Annotated in this window: 18 protein-coding genes; 14 read left to right on the top strand and 4 right to left on the bottom strand. The window is 66.4% G+C overall.

Annotated features, from left to right (window positions below; all coding sequences use genetic code 11):
• The 3 genes from M4578_RS15365 to M4578_RS15375 form a co-directional block, all read right to left on the bottom strand.
• The gene (locus tag M4578_RS15365) at positions 1–1,941 is read right to left on the bottom strand and encodes a TRAP transporter permease (RefSeq protein ID WP_258094175.1); all 1,941 of its coding nucleotides are present in this window, start codon (positions 1,939–1,941) and stop codon (positions 1–3) included.
• A 117-nt stretch (positions 1,942–2,058) separates the two neighbouring features.
• Complete coding sequence (locus tag M4578_RS15370) at positions 2,059–3,039, bottom strand: TAXI family TRAP transporter solute-binding subunit (protein WP_258094176.1); 981 nt, start codon at positions 3,037–3,039, stop codon at positions 2,059–2,061.
• 184 nt (positions 3,040–3,223) lie between these two features.
• Positions 3,224–4,144: a helix-turn-helix domain-containing protein gene (locus M4578_RS15375; RefSeq protein WP_258094177.1), complete on the bottom strand. Its 921-nt coding sequence runs from the start codon at positions 4,142–4,144 to the stop codon at positions 3,224–3,226.
• A 142-nt stretch (positions 4,145–4,286) separates the two neighbouring features.
• Between M4578_RS15375 and M4578_RS15380 the strand changes: the two genes are divergently transcribed.
• The gene (locus M4578_RS15380; protein ID WP_258094178.1) at positions 4,287–5,555 is read left to right on the top strand and encodes an amidase; all 1,269 of its coding nucleotides are present in this window, start codon (positions 4,287–4,289) and stop codon (positions 5,553–5,555) included.
• 8 nt (positions 5,556–5,563) lie between these two features.
• Here M4578_RS15380 and M4578_RS15385 read toward each other — a convergent pair whose 3' ends face one another.
• Positions 5,564–6,022, bottom strand: a complete 459-nt coding sequence (locus M4578_RS15385; protein ID WP_258094179.1) for an SRPBCC family protein — start codon at positions 6,020–6,022, stop codon at positions 5,564–5,566.
• Between the two features lie 171 nt (positions 6,023–6,193).
• Between M4578_RS15385 and M4578_RS15390 the strand changes: the two genes are divergently transcribed.
• From M4578_RS15390 to M4578_RS15450, 13 genes are all read left to right on the top strand, one after another.
• Complete coding sequence (locus M4578_RS15390; protein WP_258094180.1) at positions 6,194–7,894, top strand: class I adenylate-forming enzyme family protein; 1,701 nt, start codon at positions 6,194–6,196, stop codon at positions 7,892–7,894.
• Entirely contained in the window at positions 7,894–8,310 is a 417-nt protein-coding gene (locus M4578_RS15395; RefSeq protein WP_258094181.1) for a PaaI family thioesterase, read from the top strand. Before M4578_RS15390 ends, M4578_RS15395 begins: the two co-directional genes overlap by 1 nt.
• A complete protein-coding gene (locus tag M4578_RS15400; protein WP_258094182.1) occupies positions 8,307–9,308 on the top strand; it encodes an NADPH:quinone oxidoreductase family protein in 1,002 nt (333 codons plus the stop codon). The genes M4578_RS15395 and M4578_RS15400 overlap by 4 nt, the downstream gene beginning before the upstream one ends.
• Positions 9,305–9,832 carry a flavin reductase family protein gene (locus M4578_RS15405; RefSeq protein ID WP_258094183.1) on the top strand — a complete coding sequence of 176 codons (528 nt, stop codon included), beginning with the start codon at positions 9,305–9,307 and terminating at the stop codon, positions 9,830–9,832. The genes M4578_RS15400 and M4578_RS15405 overlap by 4 nt, the downstream gene beginning before the upstream one ends.
• Entirely contained in the window at positions 9,829–10,980 is a 1,152-nt protein-coding gene (gene ribB, locus M4578_RS15410) for a 3,4-dihydroxy-2-butanone-4-phosphate synthase (RefSeq protein WP_258094184.1), read from the top strand. Before M4578_RS15405 ends, ribB begins: the two co-directional genes overlap by 4 nt.
• On the top strand, positions 10,977–11,699 hold the full coding sequence (locus M4578_RS15415) for a class II aldolase/adducin family protein (RefSeq protein ID WP_258094185.1): 723 nt from the start codon (positions 10,977–10,979) through the stop codon (positions 11,697–11,699). Before ribB ends, M4578_RS15415 begins: the two co-directional genes overlap by 4 nt.
• 232 nt (positions 11,700–11,931) lie before the next feature.
• Entirely contained in the window at positions 11,932–13,242 is a 1,311-nt protein-coding gene (locus M4578_RS15420; protein ID WP_258094186.1) for an NtaA/DmoA family FMN-dependent monooxygenase, read from the top strand.
• A gap of 61 nt (positions 13,243–13,303) precedes the next feature.
• Complete coding sequence (locus tag M4578_RS15425) at positions 13,304–14,836, top strand: ABC transporter substrate-binding protein (RefSeq protein ID WP_258094187.1); 1,533 nt, start codon at positions 13,304–13,306, stop codon at positions 14,834–14,836.
• 64 nt (positions 14,837–14,900) lie between these two features.
• The gene (locus tag M4578_RS15430) at positions 14,901–15,836 is read left to right on the top strand and encodes an ABC transporter permease (protein ID WP_258094188.1); all 936 of its coding nucleotides are present in this window, start codon (positions 14,901–14,903) and stop codon (positions 15,834–15,836) included.
• Positions 15,833–16,615: an ABC transporter permease gene (locus M4578_RS15435; RefSeq protein WP_258094189.1), complete on the top strand. Its 783-nt coding sequence runs from the start codon at positions 15,833–15,835 to the stop codon at positions 16,613–16,615. Before M4578_RS15430 ends, M4578_RS15435 begins: the two co-directional genes overlap by 4 nt.
• A complete protein-coding gene (locus tag M4578_RS15440) occupies positions 16,608–17,606 on the top strand; it encodes an ABC transporter ATP-binding protein (RefSeq protein WP_258094190.1) in 999 nt (332 codons plus the stop codon). The genes M4578_RS15435 and M4578_RS15440 overlap by 8 nt, the downstream gene beginning before the upstream one ends.
• On the top strand, positions 17,603–18,661 hold the full coding sequence (locus M4578_RS15445) for an ABC transporter ATP-binding protein (protein ID WP_258094191.1): 1,059 nt from the start codon (positions 17,603–17,605) through the stop codon (positions 18,659–18,661). Before M4578_RS15440 ends, M4578_RS15445 begins: the two co-directional genes overlap by 4 nt.
• A gap of 155 nt (positions 18,662–18,816) precedes the next feature.
• A complete protein-coding gene (locus tag M4578_RS15450; protein ID WP_258094192.1) occupies positions 18,817–19,323 on the top strand; it encodes an oxygen-independent coproporphyrinogen III oxidase in 507 nt (168 codons plus the stop codon).
• The last annotated feature ends 121 nt before the right edge of the window (positions 19,324–19,444 follow it).

The following is a 19,444-nucleotide window of genomic DNA, read 5'->3' on the forward strand; positions in this document are numbered from 1 at the left end:
TCACAGGGACCCTTGCGTCGATTTCTGCCGGGCGAGGCCCAGCCCCGCCACGGCGGCCACACAGACGGCCCCGGCCAGCGCCACCAGCGGCTGGCCCGAGAGCAGCGCAAGCCCTCCCGCCCCGGTGGCGACACGCACAACCGGCGGCAGGGTCTGGCGCCAGTAGCCTTCGGCGGCGATGGCGATGGCGATCACCCCCGCACCGCAGCGCAGGATGTCCAGCACGATCGCCGCGATCCCGCCCTCGAGGATCAGCCCCGGAGCGTAGACGAAGGCGAAGGGCAGGACGAATGCCGCCACTGCGAGCTTGCAGGCGGTCGCGGCGATGCCCACCGGGTTCGCATCGGCGATGGCCGAGGCCGCATAGGCCGCCACCGCCACCGGCGGGGTCATCGCCGAGAGCACGGCATAATAAAGCAGGAACAGATGCGCCTGCATGAGCGACAGCCCGTAATTGCCCACCAGCGTCGGCCCCACCAGGGCAGCGGCCAGCGCGTAGGAGGCGGGTGTCGGCATTCCCATGCCAAGCAGGATGGTCATGGCGGCGGCGATCACCAGCGTCAGGAACTCGTTGGCCCCCGCGATCAGCACCAGCAGCTCCGACACCTTGCCGGCGAGCCCGGTCATGGTGATCCCTCCGATCACCATCCCGGCGGCGGCACAGGCGCCCGTCACCGAGACCATGCTCGTGGTGGTCTGCCCCAGCGCCTCATAGACCGCCCGGACCGAGAAGCTGCGCCAGCGCAGCACCCAGACCGCCAGCAGCGCAATGATGCCGTAGACCGCCACGAAGGTCGGGCTGAAATGCTCGATCAGCGCAAAGGTCAGCACCGCGAGTGGCACGATGAACATCCAGCCCTCGGCCAGCACCTTGCGCGCGCTCGGCAGGGTCGCCGGATCGAGTTCGCCCACGTTCAGCCGGCGCGCCCGCAGGTCGACCTGAAGAAAGACGGCGGCGTAGTACAGCAGCGCCGAGGCGGCGGCGGCGAAACAGATCGAGACATAGGGAATGCCGGTGAACTCGGCCATGATGAAGACGGCGGCCCCCATCACCGGCGGCAGGATCGACCCGCCGGTCGAGGCCGCGACCTCGATGCCCGCGGCAAGCTGCGACGGATAGCCCAGGCGGCGCATCACCGGAATGGTGACCGACCCGGTGGTGACCACATCCGCCGTCGGACTGCCCGAGATCATGCCGAAGAGCCCCGAAGAGACCACGGCGATCTTCGACGGCCCGCCGCGCGACCGTCCGGTCAGCGAGGCCGCAAGATCGAAGAAGAACGCGCCGCCCCCGGCACGCTCGAGAAAGGTGCCGAACATCACGAAGAAGAAGGCGTAGGTCGCCGAGACCTGCATCGGCACGCCGAAGATACCGTCCGTGGTAAACACCGTCACGTCGAGGAAATGCCCGAGGCTGATATAGCCGTGCTTGAGCGGCCCGTCGAAATTATGGCCCCAGAGGTTATAGGCCATAAACACCAGCACCACGGCGGTCAGCCCGATCCCAACCGTGCGCCGCGCCGCCTCGAGCGCCAGCAGCAGCAGCCCGTAGCCGAAGATCCAGTAGCTCAGCGGCAGCGGATCGAACAGCGTGATCCGGACCGCGATCTCCTCGATCTCGAGCGAGAAAAAGATCAGGCAGGCGAAACTTGCCGCCGAAAGCAGGAAATCCAGATTGCTCGGCCGGTCGCTGCGCGAGCGCGGCGTCGCGCCCACCAGCAGGAACAGCATGGTCAGCATCATCGTCAGGAAGACGATGGTGCGCGCCAGCACGTCCCAGGTCGACATGGTGGCCGCGTAGACCGTGAACGCGGCGGTCAGCACGGCGAAGAACCGGATGATATGCCCGAGCACGCCGCCCGGCACCCGGCGGACGCCCGAGGAAAGCGACGCCGCAGCGGCGCGGCGAAGCAGGGATGGGCGGAGGGGAACCTCAGTCATTTGAGCAGTCTTCATACAATCTTGGACGGACCGGCTGAACCGGGACGGCCTGGAAAGGGTTCATGCGGGCGATGCCCGGACGCGCGAACGGGGAGCACCGCGCGTCCGGAAGGCGGATCACATCAGACCCGCCTCGGTGTAGGCGCGAACGGCGCCAGGGTGAAACGGCACCACATTCTGCCCCACCATACCCTCGGGCGCGAAACGCTCCATCGCCGCCGAGACCGCCGCCATATTTGCCGGGTTGTCGATCATCGACTTGGTGACCTGATAGGCGATTTCCTCGTCGAGATCGCCTTTGGCGAAGAGGATGATCGAGGTTGTCACGGTCTTGATGTCGCCGTTGCCGCCGGGATTGTTCTCGGCCGCGATCGTCCAGGGCTTGAGCTTGTAGGTCTCGATCACCTGCTCGGCCACGTCGTCCGGGGTCTGCAAAAGCCGCAGCTCCACCGCGTCGGTCATCTGACTCAGGGTCGAGTGGCCCTCAAAAAGCGTATTGGCCAGCAGGTCGATGCGGCCGTCGCGCATCAGCGTCGTCTGCTCGCCCGAGGCCTGGTACTGGATGCTGCCGCCCCAGGACTCGACCTCTTCCTCGGTGATGCCGAGCGCTTCGAACTCGGCAAGCGTGATGGCGCTGGTCAGCAGACCCCGGCGGTTGAAGGCCACCCGCACCGGCGGCTTGACCTCGGCCAGATCGGCGATGCTCTCGATGCCGTACTCCTCGGCGAAATCGGCGCGGGCGATCCACCAGATCGGCGCCCAGTCATAAAGCACGGCCAGCGCGGTCAGCCCCTCGACCGGCGCCTTGAAAGGCTCGGTCCCGGAGACCGCGAAGGCAAGGTCGCCATCGTTGGCCATGCCAAGCGCACAGCCGCCGTTCTGGACCTGAACCACATTCGCCAGCCCGCCCGAAGACGTCTGATAGGTGATCGTGGATCCGGGAACCGTGGCCTTCACGGCGCTGTCCAGCCCCGCGCCCACGAGGGACCAGAGCCCGCCCGGACTCGCGCCGCAGACGGATTCGTTGATCGCCTGGGCGTTCGCCGTGGCGGCCCATCCCAGGAACATTGCTGCGGTACAGATCGTGTTCAGCTTCATCTTACCCCCCTGCTGCCGGCACGGTCGTTCCGGCGGCGGCTGTTTTGGTTTGGGTTAAGTGCCGGAGCATGGGGACACCCCCGGCGCTCCAGCGCACAAGCCAACTTTACCCAGAAAATGTTACATGGGAAGAGAAATTACCAAAAATGTTACAAGTTCCGAAAAATGCCCCCGTGCGATCCGCCTACGAAGCATCGTCGCTCAAATAATGACCTTTTTGCTCAATTTCTACGCGCTCTATGAGCCCCCGCAGATAATCCGCGCCTTCGCGGCCCTTCAGCGATTCCGACCACATCTGATCCACAACGCTCTCATGAAGCGAGACCGCCTCCTCGGTGCGGGTGATCATCGCAACGCCCAGCCGGATGTTGGGCTGCTCGCCCAGCCGGAAGGGGCTGATCGACAGGGTCTTCTGGTCGCCGTTGCGGAAGATCTGAAAGGTCGTGTGCGGCAGGGTGCCGGTCACGATGCCGATCTGGATGCCGATGGGCTCGCTTTCGATCAGGTTGATGAAATGCTCCACCTCCTTGCGCGCGCGGGCGCGCCGGTCCTCGAGATCGGCCAGCGGCAGGAAGGGGCGCCCCACAAAGCCGCCGCGCAGCAGCCGCACACAGTCGTTCGCGGACATCAGGTTCACCACGGTCGGGCGGCGCTGCAGGTAATTCGCCTTGCGCTCCTTGAGGATCTGGATGATCCGGTCGACATTCTCCAGCGCCTTTTCGCTCTGCGAAGTGGCATCCGGAACGCTTTCCTTGAGCAGCTTTTCCAGCGAGTGCTGGAACTCGTCCGACGCCAGCAGGAACGAGATCGGCCCCGCGAGCACGACGATCTGGTTCGCCTCCGCCTCAAGCTGCCGGAGCCGCTCAAAATAGGTCACCGCCGAGGAAATATACTCGATCTCGACGCCGAGCAGCGTCGCCAGCGACACGTCGAGCAGCTCGGACAGGCTGATCAGAGTCTCAATTTTGACGACATCGCCCTTTTCGAACCGATAGACGGCGGTTCGGGAAATCCCGATTCTCTTGGCGATCTCGTCGGCACTCAGCCCCGACCCGAGGCGAAAGGCACGCAACCTCTGGCCGATCTCATGAAACTGCAGATTCACGTCGTACTCCCAAAAATTGATCATTGTACAGCGAACCACCAAAGCGGCACCGCCGCAAGTTTGACAGCCGCGCTTTGCGTTGACCTGTGACAATTGCACAGGTATTTGAACAAATAACATTAATGGCACAAATGGAGGCACGATGTCCCGCGACGTAACGCTGACCGGGCTGAGCCTGCGCGACATGCGGCAGGGTCTGGACCGGGGCGATTTCTCGGCCCGCGATCTCGTCGAGGCGCATCTTGCCCGCATTGCCGAGGCGGACGGCGCGCTTGGCGCCTTCGTGCACACCGATCCCGGCGGCGCCCGGCAGGCGGCCGCTTCGGTCGGCGGCCCGCTCGGCGGCATTCCCTTTGCGATCAAGGATGTGCTCGACACCGCCGACATGCCCACCGAAATGGGGTCCAAGATCTATCGCGGCCACCAGCCCCGCTTCGACGCCGGATGCGTGGCGCTGGCCAGGGCCGCGGGCGCCATCGCGCTCGGCAAGACAGCCACCGCCGAATTCGCCGGGACCGCCCCCGCCGCGACGGTCAACCCCTGGAACCCCGCCCACACGCCGGGCGGTTCGTCCAGCGGATCGGCGGCGGCGGTTGCGGCCCGCATGGCGGCCTTCGCCTTCGGCACCCAGACGGGCGGGTCGGTCCTGCGCCCCGCCGCCTTCTGCGGTATCGCGGGGTTCAAGCCGACGCAGGGGGTCTATCCGATTTCCGGCATGCTCGCCGCCGCGCACAGCTTTGACACGGTGGGCCTCTTCGCCCGCGACACCGCCGACATCGCCATCGTCCATGCCGCCCTGACCAACGGCACGACCGCCCGGACCGCACAAGCGGCGGACCTGAAGATCGGCCTCTGCCGCACCCATCTCTGGGACACGGTCGATACTCCGGCCCGCGACGCGCTGGCCGGGGCCGCCGCCGCCCTGACAGCGGCGGGCGCCGCGTTGTCCGATCTGACCCTGCCCGACGGGTTTTCCGAGCTCACCCAACACCGCGCCGTGGTCAACGCCTTTGAACGACACGGAAATATGGCCGGGGAATCTGTCGCCAGCGACCGCTTTCAGCCAAAATCGCGGGCGGTGGCGGAGAAGGGGGCGGATATCACCGCCGATGCCTACCTGGCCGCGCGCCGCGAGCTGGACCGCTGGCGGGTGGAAACCGCGTCCATCTTTGCCGGGACTGACCTGATCCTCGCGCCCGTCACACCCGGCGAGGCGCCCGAGGGCATCGAGAGCACCGGCGACCCGCGCCTGCAGGAGATCTGGACGATGCTGCAATTCCCCTCGGTCTCGGTGCCCTGGGGGCGCGGCCCCTCGGGCCTGCCGCTTGGGGTGCAGCTGATCGCGCCGCGCTTCGACGACGCCCGTCTTTTGTCCGGCGCCCGCCTGCTCGAAGAGCTGCGGGCGCCCTGAGCCCGCCTTTACACCTCGGCGGCGGCCCGCGCCTCCGCCGCCTGCGCGAAGTGTTCAAAAAATTGTCCAGAGAGTTTGCGGGCCGTCGACTGGATCAGCCGCCCGCCAAGCTGCGCCAGCTTGCCGCCCACCGAGACCTCGGCGACGTAGCTCAGTTCCGTTTGTGCGCCCTCTTCTTTCAACACGATCCGGGCCTGCCCCGAGGCAAAGCCCGCGATGCCGCCCTTCCCTTCCCCGGTGATGACATAAGTTTCCAATGGTTTCAGATCGCTAAGCGTCACATTGCCGCGAAATGTCGCCGAGATCGGACCGATCTTCGTGGTCACGGTCGCGGACATTTCCGTCTCGCTCTGCATCTCCAGCTCCTTGCAGCCGGGAATACAGTCCCGAAGCACCTCAGGGTCGTTCAGCGCCTCCCAGACAACCGCGCGGGGGGCCGCGATGAGGCGCGTATCGGTGAATTCCATGTCGTTCTCCTTGGTTTCATTTTTTGTCCATAATGCCCATAAACTTTTTTATTGAAACATAGTATAAAAATAATTACACACCAAGAACGAGACGAGATCCACTGCTGTCCGGCCCTCCACGGGCCGGCCCGCAGGAAATCGCGTGGAAATTGCCCAACGGAGAGCCCCATAATGCAGACTCCCTTCGTCGCAGATCAGAACCTGCTCACACGGCTCACCCCGGCTATGGCCAAGGCATTCCGCGCAGAAGGATTCTGGCAGGACAGCACCATCTACGACCATTGCAGCGCGGCAGCGGCGACCACGCCCGGCAAGATCGCCGTGCGCGGCGCAACCGGTGGCATGAGCTACGAAACGCTTGTGACCCTCGCCGACCGCGTTGCGGCGGATCTCGCGGCGGCGGGCCTGCATGCGGGCGACCGGGTGGCCGCCTGGATGTCGAGCCGCTGCGAGGTCGCGATCCTGCTCGCCGCCTGCTCGCGCGGGGGGTATGTGCTCTGCCCGTCGCTGCACCGCAACAACACGGTCGAAGAGATCACCGACCTGCTCGTGCGCATGCGCGCCAAGGCGCTTTACTTCGAATCCGGCTTCGGCGCCGACGCGGCACGTCACGACATGCAGGCAGCGGCGGAAAAGCTGCCGCATCTGAAACGCATCGTGGCGCTCGATCAGCCCGGCGACTGCGACGCCGAAACGCTGACGGCGGCGCTGCTTCCGGACGGCGTGCGCGCCGCGCCCGGCACCGAGCGCCCTTCCGATGCCGACGACATCGTCTATCTCGCCTTCACCTCGGGCACGACCGGCCAGCCCAAAGGGGTCATGCACTCCAACAACACGCTGCTCGCCAACGCCCGCTCGATCGCCAGCGACTGGGGCTTCGACACGGCCTCGGTGACCTATTCCATCGGCCCGCTCAGCCACAATCTCGGGTTCGGCGCGCTGGTTCTCACTCTGCTGGTCGGCGGCGAGCTGGTGCTGCATTCGATCCGCCGGGGCGAGTCGCTCTGCGACCGCCTGACCGAGGTCGGCGCCAATTTCCTCTTCGGCGTCCCGGCACATGCGATGGATCTGCTGGCCGAGATCGAGGCGCGCGGCGGGAACGGCCCGGCCCTGCCCCCGCTCCGGGGCTTCCGCATCTCGGGCGCGGCGGTGCCCTCCTGGGTGGTCGAACGCCTCGCCGCGCACGGCATCAAGGGCCAGAGCGGTTATGGCATGACCGAGGGCTGCTCGCATCACTATACGCTGCCGCAGGATCCGCTGGAGCGCATCTCCGGCACCTCTGGCCGCGCCTGTGCTGGCTACGAGGTCCGCATTTTCGCCATCGACAACCCCGACCGCGAGCTGGCGACAGGCGAGATCGGCCATATCGGCGGGCGCGGCGCCAGCCTTATGATGGGCTATTTCGACGATCAGACCGCCACGGAAAACGCCTTCAACCAGTCGGGCTGGTTCATGACCGGCGATCTGGGCCGGATGGACGCGGACGGCTACCTGAGGATCACCGGGCGCCTGAAAGAGATCATCATCCGGGGCGGCCACAACATCCACCCCGCCCGGATCGAACAGCTCGCCATGCGCTTTCCCCGAGTGGAACGAGCCGCGGCACTCGGCATCGCCGATGAACGGCTGGGCGAAAAGGTCTGCCTGGTACTCATGCCGAAGGATGGCGAAGACATTACCGCCGACGAGATCCTGCCGCATCTCGACCATGCGGGCCTGTCGCGCTACGACATGCCGGAATACCTTCTGAACGTTCAGGAAATCCCCTTGTCCGCTTCCGGAAAGATGCTCAAACGCTCGCTCCTGCCCGAGATCGCCTCGGGTGCGCTCAAGCCGGTGCCCGTGCGCTTCCGTCCGGCCGAGGCCGGATGATGCAGGGCGGCGACGCTTTCGCGCGGCTCCAGGTGGAAATGGAGCGTCCGGTCTTCCATCACTGGCTGCGGCCGGAGGCGGTCAGCGCCTCCGACGACCGGATCGAGATCGCCCTCACCACCCGTCCGGAATTCTGCCACAGCGCCGAGCCCGCGCTGATCCATGGCGGCATCGTCGCAAGCCTCGTCGACATCGCGGGTCATGCGGTGGTTGCCGTGGCGCAGGGCTGTCCCGCCCCCACCCTCACCCTCTCCGTCGAGTTCCTCCGCCCGGCCCCCGCCGGGGTGCTGCGCGCGACCGGCCTGCTGCGAAAGCTGGGCCGCACCCTGTCGCGCGCGGATGTCGAGATCTACGCCGGCGACAAGCTCGTCGCGCTCGGTCGGGGAACCTTCGCCAACCCAGGAGGCCAGCCATGAAAGCCGTCGTCATCGAGGAATTCGGAGCGCCAGAACAGGCGAAGATACAGGAGCTGCCGGTGCCCGAACCCGGCGCGGGCGAGCTGCTGATCGAGATCGCCGCCGCCCCGGTGAACTTCGTCGATAGCCTGGTTTTCGAGGGCCGCTACCAGTTCCTCCCGCCGCGCCCCTTCACCCCCGGCAAAGGGCCCGCCGGAACCGTGCTCGCGGTCGGCCCCGGCGTCACCGGCTTTGCGCCCGGCGACCGGGTCCTCGCGATGGCCGAGCAGGGCGGTTATGCCGAACAGGCGATCGTTCCCGCCAGGGACAGCTTTGTGCTGCCCGATGCGGTGAGCTTCGAAGATGCTGCCACCATCTCGCTCGCCTTCGATACCGCCTGGGTCGCTCTCTTCGAACGCGGGCGGCTGAGCCCCGGCGAAACCGTGCTTGTGCTGGGCTCCACCGGCGCAGTGGGCAACGCCGCGATACAGCTTGCCAAGGCCCATGGCGCAACGGTGCTGGCTGCCGTCTCCTCTCCCTCCCGCGCCGACGAGGTGTTGCAGGCTGGCGCTGACGGTATCGTCGATCTCTCCCGCCCGAACCTGCGCGAAGCGCTGCGCGACCAGGTGCACGAACTGACGGACGGGCATGGCGCCGACGTGGTCATCGACCCGCTCGGCGGCGACATCTTCGATGCCGCGCTGCGCGCCGTCGCCTGGCGAGGCCGGGTCGTCGTCGTGGGTTTTGCGGCGGGCCGCATTCCCGAGGTCAAGGTCAACTACCTCATGCTCAAGAACATGGAGGTCAGCGGCGTGCAGGTGAGCGACTACCGCAAGCGCATGCCCGACCTCATGCGGCGCTGCTTCGGCGAAATCCTCGATCTTGCCGCCGAGGGCCGCATCAAGGCGGGCCCCCGCAGCCGCTATCCGCTTTCGGACTATGCCCGCGCCCTGTCGGACGTGGTCAACCGCAAGGCAAAGGGCCGCGCGCTTCTCATTCCCGGAAACACAGACCTATGACCGGGCGCGGCGACATCCTCCCCGGCACCGCCGAGACCTTCCGCACGCTGTGGCGCGGCTTCGGCTCCGGCGTGACGCTGATCGCGACCGAGACCGGCGGCGAGACCTTCGCCATGGTCGCCACCGCCGCGATCTCCGTGTCGATGGAGCCGCCCTCGCTTCTCATCAGCGTGAACCGCTCCGCCTCCGCCTATGACGCGCTCTGCGCGCGGGGGGCGTTCTCGCTCGGCATCCTGGACGGCGAATCCGCCGGGGTCGGCATGGCCATCGCCCGCGCACCCACCGCCGAGCGCTGCGCTCACGGGACCTGGCGCAAGCTGGATGGCGCCGGGGCACCGGTGGACGGGCTTCCTTGGCTTGCCGAGACCCAGGCCACCTTCTTCTGCGCAACCGACACCACCGTCGATTACGGCACGCACCGCCTCTTTATCGCCCGCGTCCTCTGCGCCACGGGCAAGCTGGGCGACGACCCGCTGCTCTATTGCGGCGGGCGCTTCGGGCGGTTCGCGGAGATCGGCGCATGACCCTGCAATGCGGCCTTGCGGAGCGCCCACAGAGCCCCGCCCTCGCCAGCGTCCAGGAACTGATCGAAGAGGCGAAAGCCGGACGCATGTTCATCCTGCTGGACCATGCCGACCGCGACAACGCGGGGGATCTGGTGATCCCCGCCCAGTTCGTCACCCCCGACGCCATCAACTTCATGGCCACACACGCGCGCGGGCTGGTCTGCCTCAGCCTCACCCGCGCGCGGGTCGAGGAGCTGGGGATCAAACCCCTGCCCGTGCGCAATTCCGAGCGTCAGGGCACCGCTTTCCTGACCTCCATCGAGGCGCGCGAGGGCATCGACACCGGCATCTCCGCCTTCGACCGCGCCCGCACCATTCGCGTGGCGCAGGACGCCGCCTTCGGCGCCGCCGACATCGTCACCCCCGGCCATGTCTTTCCGCTCCGCGCCCATGACGGCGGCGTGCTCGTGCGCGCGGGCCATACGGAGGCCTCGGTCGATATCTGCCGCCTCGCGGGGCTTACCCCGGCGGCCGCAACCTGCGAGATCATCCGCGACGATGGCGAGATGGCCCGGCTTCCCGACCTGCTCGACTTCGCGCAGCGCCACGGCATGAAGATCGGCGCGATCTCCGATCTCGTGGCCTACCGCCAGCGCCATGACGGGCTCGTGCGCGAAACCGGGCAGCGCGTCGTCCGCTCGCGCTGGGGCGGCGACTGGACGCTCCGGCTCTTCGAGGACCGCTTTACCGGCACCCAGCACATGGCCCTCAGCAAAGGCGATCTAGACACCGACGCGCCGGTGCTGACACGGGTGCATACGCTCGACGCGCTTTCGGATGCGCTCGGCATCGGCGACACACCCGGCCTCGAGGCCTCCGCCGCCATGTGCCGCATCGCCGACGAGGGTCGTGGCGTGCTGGTCCTGCTGCGCAACACCGACGCCGCCACGCAAACGCCGGGCGCCGATGGCGGGACCGAGATGCACGATTTCGGGCGCGGCGCGCAGATCCTCGCCGCGCTTGGCCTCACCCGGCTGCGCGTCCTCTCCCACGCCGCCCTGCCCCGTCTTGTCGGGCTCGATTCCTATGGGCTGCGGATCGAGGAAACCGAGCTGCTGGCCGGAGCGGAAACCGCCGGAGATCCCGGAAAAGGAGGAATGGAATGAGCCACGATGCCCTGATCTCCGAGCTGGCGCTCGCCAACCGCCTTCTGGTCAACGAAGACGTGCTCGACACCTTCGGCCATGTGAGCTGCCGCCACCCGGACCGCCCGGACCGCTACTTCCTCGCCGCCGCGCTGGCGCCGGTCACCGTGGGGCCCGCCGACATCCTCGAATTCGATCTGGACGGCGCCCTGCTGACCCCCTCCGACCGCCCGCTCTATTCCGAGCGGGTGATTCATTCCGAGATCTACCGCGCCCGGCCCGATGTTGCCGCGATCGTGCACCACCACGCCCCCGCCGTGTTGCCGTTCTGCGTCTCGGGCCAGCGGCTGGTGCCGGTCACCCAGACCGGCGCGGCCATGGGACCCAACGTTCCCTTCTGGGACAGCGCCGACGATTTCGGCGACACCAATCTCCTGCTGACCCGTCCCGAAGAGGGGCAGTCCCTCGCCCGTGCGCTGGGACCGGACTGGGTCGTCCTGATGAAACGCCACGGCGCCACGGTGGTCGGCCGCTCGCTGCGCGAGATGGTCTTCCGCGCGATCCACTCGACCAGCAATGCCCGGACCCAGATGCAGGCCATGCTCATGGGCGGCGTAGACGCGCTCACCCCCGGAGAGATCGCGCTTGCCGGAGGCGACCTGAAGCCGAGCCCGGTGAACCGCACCTGGAATCACGCGCTCCGCCGCCTGCACCTGCTGGAAAGCGGCATCACCGGCTGATCGCCCCCACATTGCCCGAAGCAGGCCGCGACGCTCCCTGTCGTTGCGGGCCGATATCCGCGTGGCCGCCCAAACTCCGGCGCGAGCCACAAGATGAAATTATACACATTTATTAACTATATCTCATATTTAGTAACAAAATTAGAACGAGTAACAAAAAAGGTCTTGCCTGCTTCCGCATCTGCCCCGTAGCCTCCTTCTCAACGGCAACAGTTGCTGAACGGACATGGCAATGACGACTTCGCGCGAAATGCACCTCATCGCGTATCTCAAGACCGGCCCCACCGCGAACCACATGGGCGCCTGGCGGCACCCGGAGGCCGACCTGCAGAACGTCCTCACCCCCGGCTACTACGAACATCTTGCGCGTGTTCTGGAAAACGGACGCTTCGACGGCTGCTTCTTCGCCGACGGGCTTGGGCTCCACGACATCTACAACGGCGGCTACCAGACCCGGCTTCAGCTCGGCGGCCAGATCAGCTTTCTCGACCCGATGATGGTGCTGCCGCTCATGGCGCGGGCAACCACCCATCTCGGCATCTGCACCACACTTTCGACGACCTTCCACCAGCCCTACAACCTGGCCCGGATGCTCTCCTCGCTCGACATCCTGAGCGGCGGGCGCGTCGCCTGGAACATCGTCACCTCCACCCGGCGCGAAGAGGCGCTCAACTTCGGCATGGACGATCTGCCGACGCGCGACGAGCGCTACGACCGCGCCGACGAGGTGGTCGAAGCCTGCTGCGCGCTCTGGGACTGCTGGGAAGAGGGCAGCCTTGTCATGGACAAGGAGAACGGCCTGATGGTCGACGCCTCCAAGGTCCATTACGCCAATTACGAAGGCCGCTGGACGAAAACGCGCGGCCCGCTGACGATCCCCCGCTCGCCGCAGGGCCGGCCCGTGCTCATGCAGGCGGGCTCTTCTCCGCGCGGCCGCGATTTCGCCGCCCGCTGGGCCGAGGTGATCTTTGTGCCGCTCAACGACAAGGCCGAGCTCCGCGCCTTCCGCGAGGATATCGCCGCACGCATGTCCGCCGTCGGCCGCGACCCGGCGAAATGCGCCATTCTGCCCTCGCTTCGTGTCGTCGTGGGCGAGACCGAGTCCATCGCCGAGGAAAAGGCCGCCTATCTCGACTCGCTCATCGACCCCGAGCTGGTCATCGCCGCCCGGTCGAGCGAGATCGGCGTCGATCTGGCTCAGCCGATGAAAGACATCGACGCCATCGGCAAGGCCCGCGGCACCCAGGGCATGCACGAATCCTTCGCCCGCGTGCAGCGCCTCATGGAGCAGGAGAATATCGGCTTCGAAGACGCCCTGCGCCGCCAGTCGCGGCGCGGCACACTCGTGGGCACAGCCCAGAGCATCGTTGACCAGATGCAGGACCTCTTCGACGGCGAAGCCTGCGACGGCTTCATCATCGAACAGATGGTCGTGCCCTCCTCGCTCGAGGAATTCTGCCGGACCATCGTGCCGGAGCTTCAGAAACGCGGGCTCCTCCGCCGTGAATACCGCGGCACGACCCTGCGCGAAAACCTGCAATAGCGGCCCTCCCGGCCGCTGCCGCCAACCCCATAAAGACGATCCAACAGGAAAGGGACGACCGATGGACAGTGTTGACAGACGCGATTTTCTGCTCGGCCTCGGCGCAGGCGGGCTTGTTCTTGCGGCCGGCCCCGCCGCCGCCCAGGCCACGCCCGCGCAGGGCGGCACCTTCTCGATCGGGCTTCAGGATAGCCTCGATACGCTGGACCCCACCTTCTCGATCCAGTTCGCCGAGCGGCGGATCCTGCATCTCGTCTACAACACCCTGGTCTCCATCGGCACCGATTTCAGCGTAAAGCCCGAACTCGCCGCCTCCTGGGAGATCGAGAACGACGGTCTGCGCTACGTCTTCCATCTGCAAGACGGCGTGAGCTTTCATGACGGCACCCCCTTCGACGCCGAGGCGGTCAAGTTCAACATCGAGCACCGGCTCGACGAATCCGTGGGCTCGCCCCAGCGCAGCCGGCTCGATCCGGTCATCGACAGCGTCGAGGTGATTGATCCGCTCACCGTCGCGATCAACCTCAAGACCGCCTACCCCGGCCTTCTGGGCGATTTTGCCGACCGCGCGGGCTTTATGATCTCGCCCGCCGCCGTCGCGAAATTCGGCGAGGATTTCGGCAGCAACCCGGTCGGCACCGGCGCCTTCACCCTCACCGAATGGGTGCGCGGCACCAGTGTCACGCTCGACCGAAACCCGGATTACTGGGAAGACGGCGCCCCGTATCTCGACCGCATCGTCTTTCAGACCATTCCCAACACCATCATCGGCCTCCAGCGCCTGCGCGTGGGCGAGCTCGATTATGTCGACAACCTCAGCCCCGACGACCTGCGCCAGATCGAGGGCAATGACGAGATCAAGACCGAGGCCTTCCCGGTCGGCCTGTGGTATTCGCTGCAATGGCAGGTCGACAAGGCGCCCTTCGACGACCTGAAGCTGCGCCAGGCCGTGGCCCATGCGCTCGACCGCGACCGGATCAACCAGATCATGATGAACGGTCAGGCCAATGTCGCCAACAGCCCGACGCCTCCGGGCCTCTGGTGGTCGACCGACGCGCCCTACCCCTATCCCTACGATCCCGAAAAGGCCCGCGCCCTGCTGGCCGAGGCCGGGCTCGAGGGCGGCGCGCTGACCCTCACAACCCCCAGCACACCGATCTACCGGCGGCTCAACCAGCTTGTCGCCGAACAGCTCGGCGAGGTCGGCCTTTCGGTCACGCTCGAACCCGTCGAAAGCTCGCAATGGTATTCGCGCGTGGTCTCCAAAGCGGTGAATTTCACGCCGATGAGCTGGTCGCAGCGCGCCGATCCCGACGGGCTCTTCTACATCCTGTTCAGCAGCAAGGGCCACGCCAACACCACCGGCTACAACAACCCCGAGGTCGACGCCCTGCTCGACGAGGCGCGCAACCTGCTCTCCCCCGAGGAGCGCAAGCCGCTCTACACCGAGGCGGCCGAGCTGATCGTGCACGATCTGCCTTATGTGCCACTGTTCTTCTCGGCCTCCTTCGCCGCGATGAGCCAGGCGGTGGACGGCGTGATCCTCACCCCGGACAGCATTCCGCGCTTCCGCTACGTCTCCAAATCCGCCTGATCCCGACGAAGAGACACGCAACCCCGAACCGACACCACCAGGAAAGGCAGGAGCGGAACGCACCATGCTCAACTTCGTTCTGCGGCGGCTGATGTGGGTCCTGCCCAATATCGTGCTGCTGACCTTCCTGCTTTTCGCGGTGGTCACCAACTGGCTCGGCAGCCCGGCCTCCATGATGCTGGGCACCGACGCCTCGCCCGAGGCGGTGGCCGAGCTGAATGCCCGCTACGGTTTCGACCGGCCCGTGGTGGTGCAGTATCTGCAATGGATCGGCAACGCCGCCACCGGCGATTTCGGCCGGTCCTACGCCACCCGCCAGCCCGTGGCCGAGATGATCGGCCCCGCGATCCCGGTCACGCTCGAACTCACGTTCTGGACAATGCTGCTGGCGATCTCGGCCACGCTGGTGATCAACAGCATCCCCGTGGGCAAGCATGTGGTGGGCGCGCTCACCACCGGCATCAGCATCGTCGGCGTGACCGTGCCCAACTTTCTGCTCGGCGCCACGCTCATCAGCATCTTTTCGGTAAGTCTCGGCTGGCTGCCCACCACCGGCTGGCGGCCGTGGAGCGACGGGATCTTCACCCATCTACAGCACCTGATCCTGCCGGTGCTCACGCTCTCGGCCTATTACTTCAGCACCTTCAGCATGATCTACCGGGCGGAATACCGGCAGGTCGAACAGCAGCTTTTCGTGCGCGTGGCCGAGGCCAAGGGCATTTCCCGGCGCGCGGTCTCGTTCCTACACGTGCTGCCCAACGCCATCCTGCCGCTCGTCGTCTATATCGGCACCAGCATCGGCAATCTCGTGGGCGGCGCCGTGGTGACCGAGACGGTGTTTTCCATCCCCGGACTCGGGCGGCTCTTCGTCTCGGCCATCGCGCGCTACGACTTTCCCGTGATGCTGACCATGGGAATGATCACCCTCGCCGGGGTCATGCTCATGAACCTCGCCGCCGAGCTTATCCTTGCCCTTCTCAACCCGCAGATCCGCCTATGACAGCCGTTACCCTGCGACGCATCACCGGTCTTACCCTGATCGCCTTCGTGGCGCTGGCCGGGATTTTTGCGCCCTGGCTCAGCGCCTTCGACCCCAATGCCTCGGGCTACGATATTCTCTACCCCGCCTCCGCCGAGCATCCTTTCGGCACCGACGACCTCGGGCGCGACGTCTTTACCCGCGTGCTCTACGGCGCCCGCATCTCGCTGGTGATCGGGCCCGCCGCCGCGCTCATCGTGGCGCTGATCGGCATCCCCATCGGGCTTGTGGCTGGCTATGCCCATGGCCGTGCCGACCAGATGATCGTGCAGGTCATCGACCTCTTCATCGCGATCCCCGCCTTCGTGCTGGCGCTGATCGTCATGGCGATGATCGGCGCCAGCCTGCCCAACCTCGTCTTTGTGCTTGGGCTCGTCATGTGGCCCGAGATGGCCCGCCTCGTGCGCGGTCAGGTCAAGAGCGTGCGCGAAAGGCTCTATATCGAGGCCGCCGACGCCATTGGCTGCTCGCGCACCCGCATTCTTGCCCGGCATATCTGGCCCAATATCATGCACACCATCGCGGCGCAGCTCGCGATCACCGTCTCCACCGCCATCTTCACCGCCGCCAGCCTGGGCTTTCTCGGCCTCGGCCTACCCCCGCCCGCGGCGGATTGGGGCGGCATGGTCCAGAGCGGCTTCGACTATCTCTCGCTCAACCCTTGGCTGAGCATCGCGCCGGGCTGCGCCGTGGCCATGACGGTGATGGGCTTCTATCTTCTGGGACGCACCATTGACTGACCCCAAGACCCCTCCGCTCCTCCAGGTCGAGGATCTGCGCGTTTCCTTCGGCGCCGGCGCCCACGAGACCCGCGCCGTCGATGGCATCGGCCTTACGGTCGAGCGCGGCCGCACCCATGGCATCGTCGGCGAAAGCGGAAGCGGGAAATCCATGCTGTCCCTCGCGATCATGGGGCTGGTGCCCGATTCCGGGCGCATCGCCTCGGGCCGGATCAGGCTCGGCGGTCGCGATCTTGCGGGGCTGCCCTACCGCGAGATGCAGGCGATCCGGGGCAAGCGGATCGCCATGATCTTCCAGGAGCCGATGACCAGCCTCAACCCGCTCTACACGATCGGCCGGCAGCTCTCCGAGGCGATCCGCGCCCATGACCGCAGGGCCTCGGCCCGCGAGATCCGGAACCGCGCCATCGAGCTGTTGCGGCGGGTCCGCATCCCCTCTCCGGAACGGCGGGTGGACGATTACCCACACCAGATGTCCGGCGGCATGCGCCAGCGCGTAATGATCGCCATGGCGCTCTCTTGCGGTCCGGAACTGCTGATCGCCGACGAGCCCACCACCGCGCTGGACGTGACCGTTCAGGTGCAGATCCTCGATCTCCTGCGCGAGCTTCAGGACGAGACCGGGATGGCGATGATCTTCATCACCCACGATCTCGGTGTGGTCGCCGCCGTCGCCGACGAGGTTTCGGTCATGTATGCGGGCCGTGTGGTCGAGACGGGAACCGCCCGGAATATCTTCGAGGACGCCCAGCATCCCTATACGCTCGGCCTGCTCGGCAGCCGCCCGCGGCTCGACCGGAACCTGCACCGGCTGCCCACCATCGAAGGCGCGGTGCCGCCGCCCTTCGACCTGCCGCCCGGCTGCCGCTTCGAGCCCCGCTGCGCCTTTGCCACCCCGGATTGCGCCGCCGCCTGCCCCGGCCTGCGACCCTTTGGCGGCAACCATCTCGCGGCCTGCTTTCGCGCCCCGGTCAAGGAGATCGCCCGATGAGCCACCACCTCCTGGAACTCGAGAACGTGACCCGGCAATTCCAGGTCTCCGCCGGCCTCTCCAGAGGGCGCGGCGGCGCGGTCGTGCGCGCGGTGGACAACGTCTCCCTGACCCTCGAAAAAGGCGAAACACTGGGTCTCGTGGGTGAATCCGGCTGCGGCAAGTCCACGCTCGCCCGGCTGGCCCTCAAGCTTCTCGATCCCGATGCCGGAACGATCCGCTATAACGGGCAGGACATAACCGATCGCTCCCGCAGCACCATGCGGCCGTTACGGCGGCGGATGCAGATGATCTTCCAGGATCCCTCGGCGTCGCTCAATCCCCGGATGACCGTCGGAGAGCTGATCGAGGAACCGCTCATCGTGCACGAGATCGGCAACCGTGCCAGCCGCCGCGCGCGGGTGAGCGAGCTGCTCTCGCTGGTCGGGCTCTCCGACTACCACGCCTCCCGCCAGCCGCACCAGTTTTCGGGCGGTCAGCGCCAGCGGATCGGCATCGCCCGCGCCCTCGCAGTGAATCCCGAGCTCATCGTCTGCGACGAGCCGGTCTCGGCGCTCGACGTCTCTATTCAGGCCCAGATCGTCAATCTGATGCAAGACCTCCAGACCGGTCTCGGGCTCTCCTATCTCTTCATCGCCCATGACCTCGCCGTGGTGAAACACATCGCCGATCGCATCGCGGTCATGTATCTGGGCAAGATCATGGAGATCGGTCCGGCGGACCGGCTCTTCGAAAACCCCCGCCATCCCTATACCCGCACCCTCATCGCCTCGGTTCTGTCGCCGGACGGCAAGCGGCGGCAGGCGGCCCCGGCGACCGGAGATCTGCCAAGCCCCCTCGCCGTGCCAGAGGGCTGCCGGTTCCATCCCAGATGCCCCCATGCCACCGATCTCTGCCGGCGCCTCGACCCCGCCTTGCAGGAGCTGGGCGAGGGCCATCAAAGCGCCTGCCATCACGCGGCCAGCCTGCCCACCATCGCGCCTCCCGAAGCGAAACGGCAACAACCGACTCCGGCCGAGCGGCGCATGGGTCTCGCGATACAAGCACGATCCTGAAAGCGGTTCAGCCGTCGGATGGTTTCAATGATCATCCACGAGCCAGTTGCCGGATCAGCTTCGAACCAAGCTGGCTATGCCGGAGTTTCGGCGTGAAGCGGTGCGGCGGGCACTGACCAGCGGCTGAACGCGGCGTGAGATCGCGGCGGCTTTCCTTGCCGACGAGCCCATTTCTGGTGATAGGCGATCACGGCCAGCACTGCGATGACGTATTCGCGCACCTGCGGCGCAACTTTCAGGGCTACACCGATGACAATTGCCCGACGCTGATCGGCCTTGGCGCCTCCTCGATCTCGCGCCTGCCCTCGCGCTACGTCCAGAACGCGCCAGCCGCCACCTACGTCCAGCGCATCGAAAGCGGAACGCTGGCGCGCGCGCGCGGACATGTCATGACCAGAGACGACCTGCTCAGGGCCCGCGCCATCGAGATGCTGATGTGCGACTTTCGCCTTGACCGCGATGCGCTGCGCCGCAATTTTGGAGCGCAGGCCGCCACCCTCGCCCCGATGCTGGCGACAATCGCTGAACGCTACGGAGACCTTGTGACCCTGACGGATGAGAGCCTGACTGTCGAGCCACAGGGCCGCCCCCTGACGCGCATCATCGCCAGTGCCCTCGACGCCCACCTGTCAGACAACAAAAGGTTCTCCCAGGCGTCGTGAAGCGACAATTCTTTTGCGTTTTCTTGAGAGAAGAAAGATGTTCGTATTGGGCTGAGGGACGAAGCCGCTCGCGCGGCATTGGCGCCTGTGGCAGCCGTTTTCGCCTTGATCTGGCGTCAGC

This window comes from Salipiger pentaromativorans (assembly GCF_024721115.1).
Classification (GTDB): Bacteria; Pseudomonadota; Alphaproteobacteria; order Rhodobacterales; family Rhodobacteraceae; genus Salipiger; species Salipiger pentaromativorans.

What these genes read in the sequence shown, in the direction of transcription:
- M4578_RS15365 (WP_258094175.1), bottom strand. Translation starts at nt 1,941, where the DNA reads ATGACTGAGGTTCCCCTCCGCCCATCCCTGCTTCGCCGCGCCGCTGCG.
- M4578_RS15370 (WP_258094176.1), bottom strand. Translation starts at nt 3,039, where the DNA reads ATGAAGCTGAACACGATCTGTACCGCAGCAATGTTCCTGGGATGGGCC.
- M4578_RS15380 (WP_258094178.1), top strand. Translation starts at nt 4,287, where the DNA reads ATGTCCCGCGACGTAACGCTGACCGGGCTGAGCCTGCGCGACATGCGG.
- M4578_RS15385 (WP_258094179.1), bottom strand. Translation starts at nt 6,022, where the DNA reads ATGGAATTCACCGATACGCGCCTCATCGCGGCCCCCCGCGCGGTTGTC.
- M4578_RS15390 (WP_258094180.1), top strand. Translation starts at nt 6,194, where the DNA reads ATGCAGACTCCCTTCGTCGCAGATCAGAACCTGCTCACACGGCTCACC.
- M4578_RS15395 (WP_258094181.1), top strand. Translation starts at nt 7,894, where the DNA reads ATGCAGGGCGGCGACGCTTTCGCGCGGCTCCAGGTGGAAATGGAGCGT.
- M4578_RS15400 (WP_258094182.1), top strand. Translation starts at nt 8,307, where the DNA reads ATGAAAGCCGTCGTCATCGAGGAATTCGGAGCGCCAGAACAGGCGAAG.
- M4578_RS15405 (WP_258094183.1), top strand. Translation starts at nt 9,305, where the DNA reads ATGACCGGGCGCGGCGACATCCTCCCCGGCACCGCCGAGACCTTCCGC.
- ribB (WP_258094184.1), top strand. Translation starts at nt 9,829, where the DNA reads ATGACCCTGCAATGCGGCCTTGCGGAGCGCCCACAGAGCCCCGCCCTC.
- M4578_RS15415 (WP_258094185.1), top strand. Translation starts at nt 10,977, where the DNA reads ATGAGCCACGATGCCCTGATCTCCGAGCTGGCGCTCGCCAACCGCCTT.
- M4578_RS15420 (WP_258094186.1), top strand. Translation starts at nt 11,932, where the DNA reads ATGACGACTTCGCGCGAAATGCACCTCATCGCGTATCTCAAGACCGGC.
- M4578_RS15425 (WP_258094187.1), top strand. Translation starts at nt 13,304, where the DNA reads ATGGACAGTGTTGACAGACGCGATTTTCTGCTCGGCCTCGGCGCAGGC.
- M4578_RS15430 (WP_258094188.1), top strand. Translation starts at nt 14,901, where the DNA reads ATGCTCAACTTCGTTCTGCGGCGGCTGATGTGGGTCCTGCCCAATATC.
- M4578_RS15435 (WP_258094189.1), top strand. Translation starts at nt 15,833, where the DNA reads ATGACAGCCGTTACCCTGCGACGCATCACCGGTCTTACCCTGATCGCC.
- M4578_RS15445 (WP_258094191.1), top strand. Translation starts at nt 17,603, where the DNA reads ATGAGCCACCACCTCCTGGAACTCGAGAACGTGACCCGGCAATTCCAG.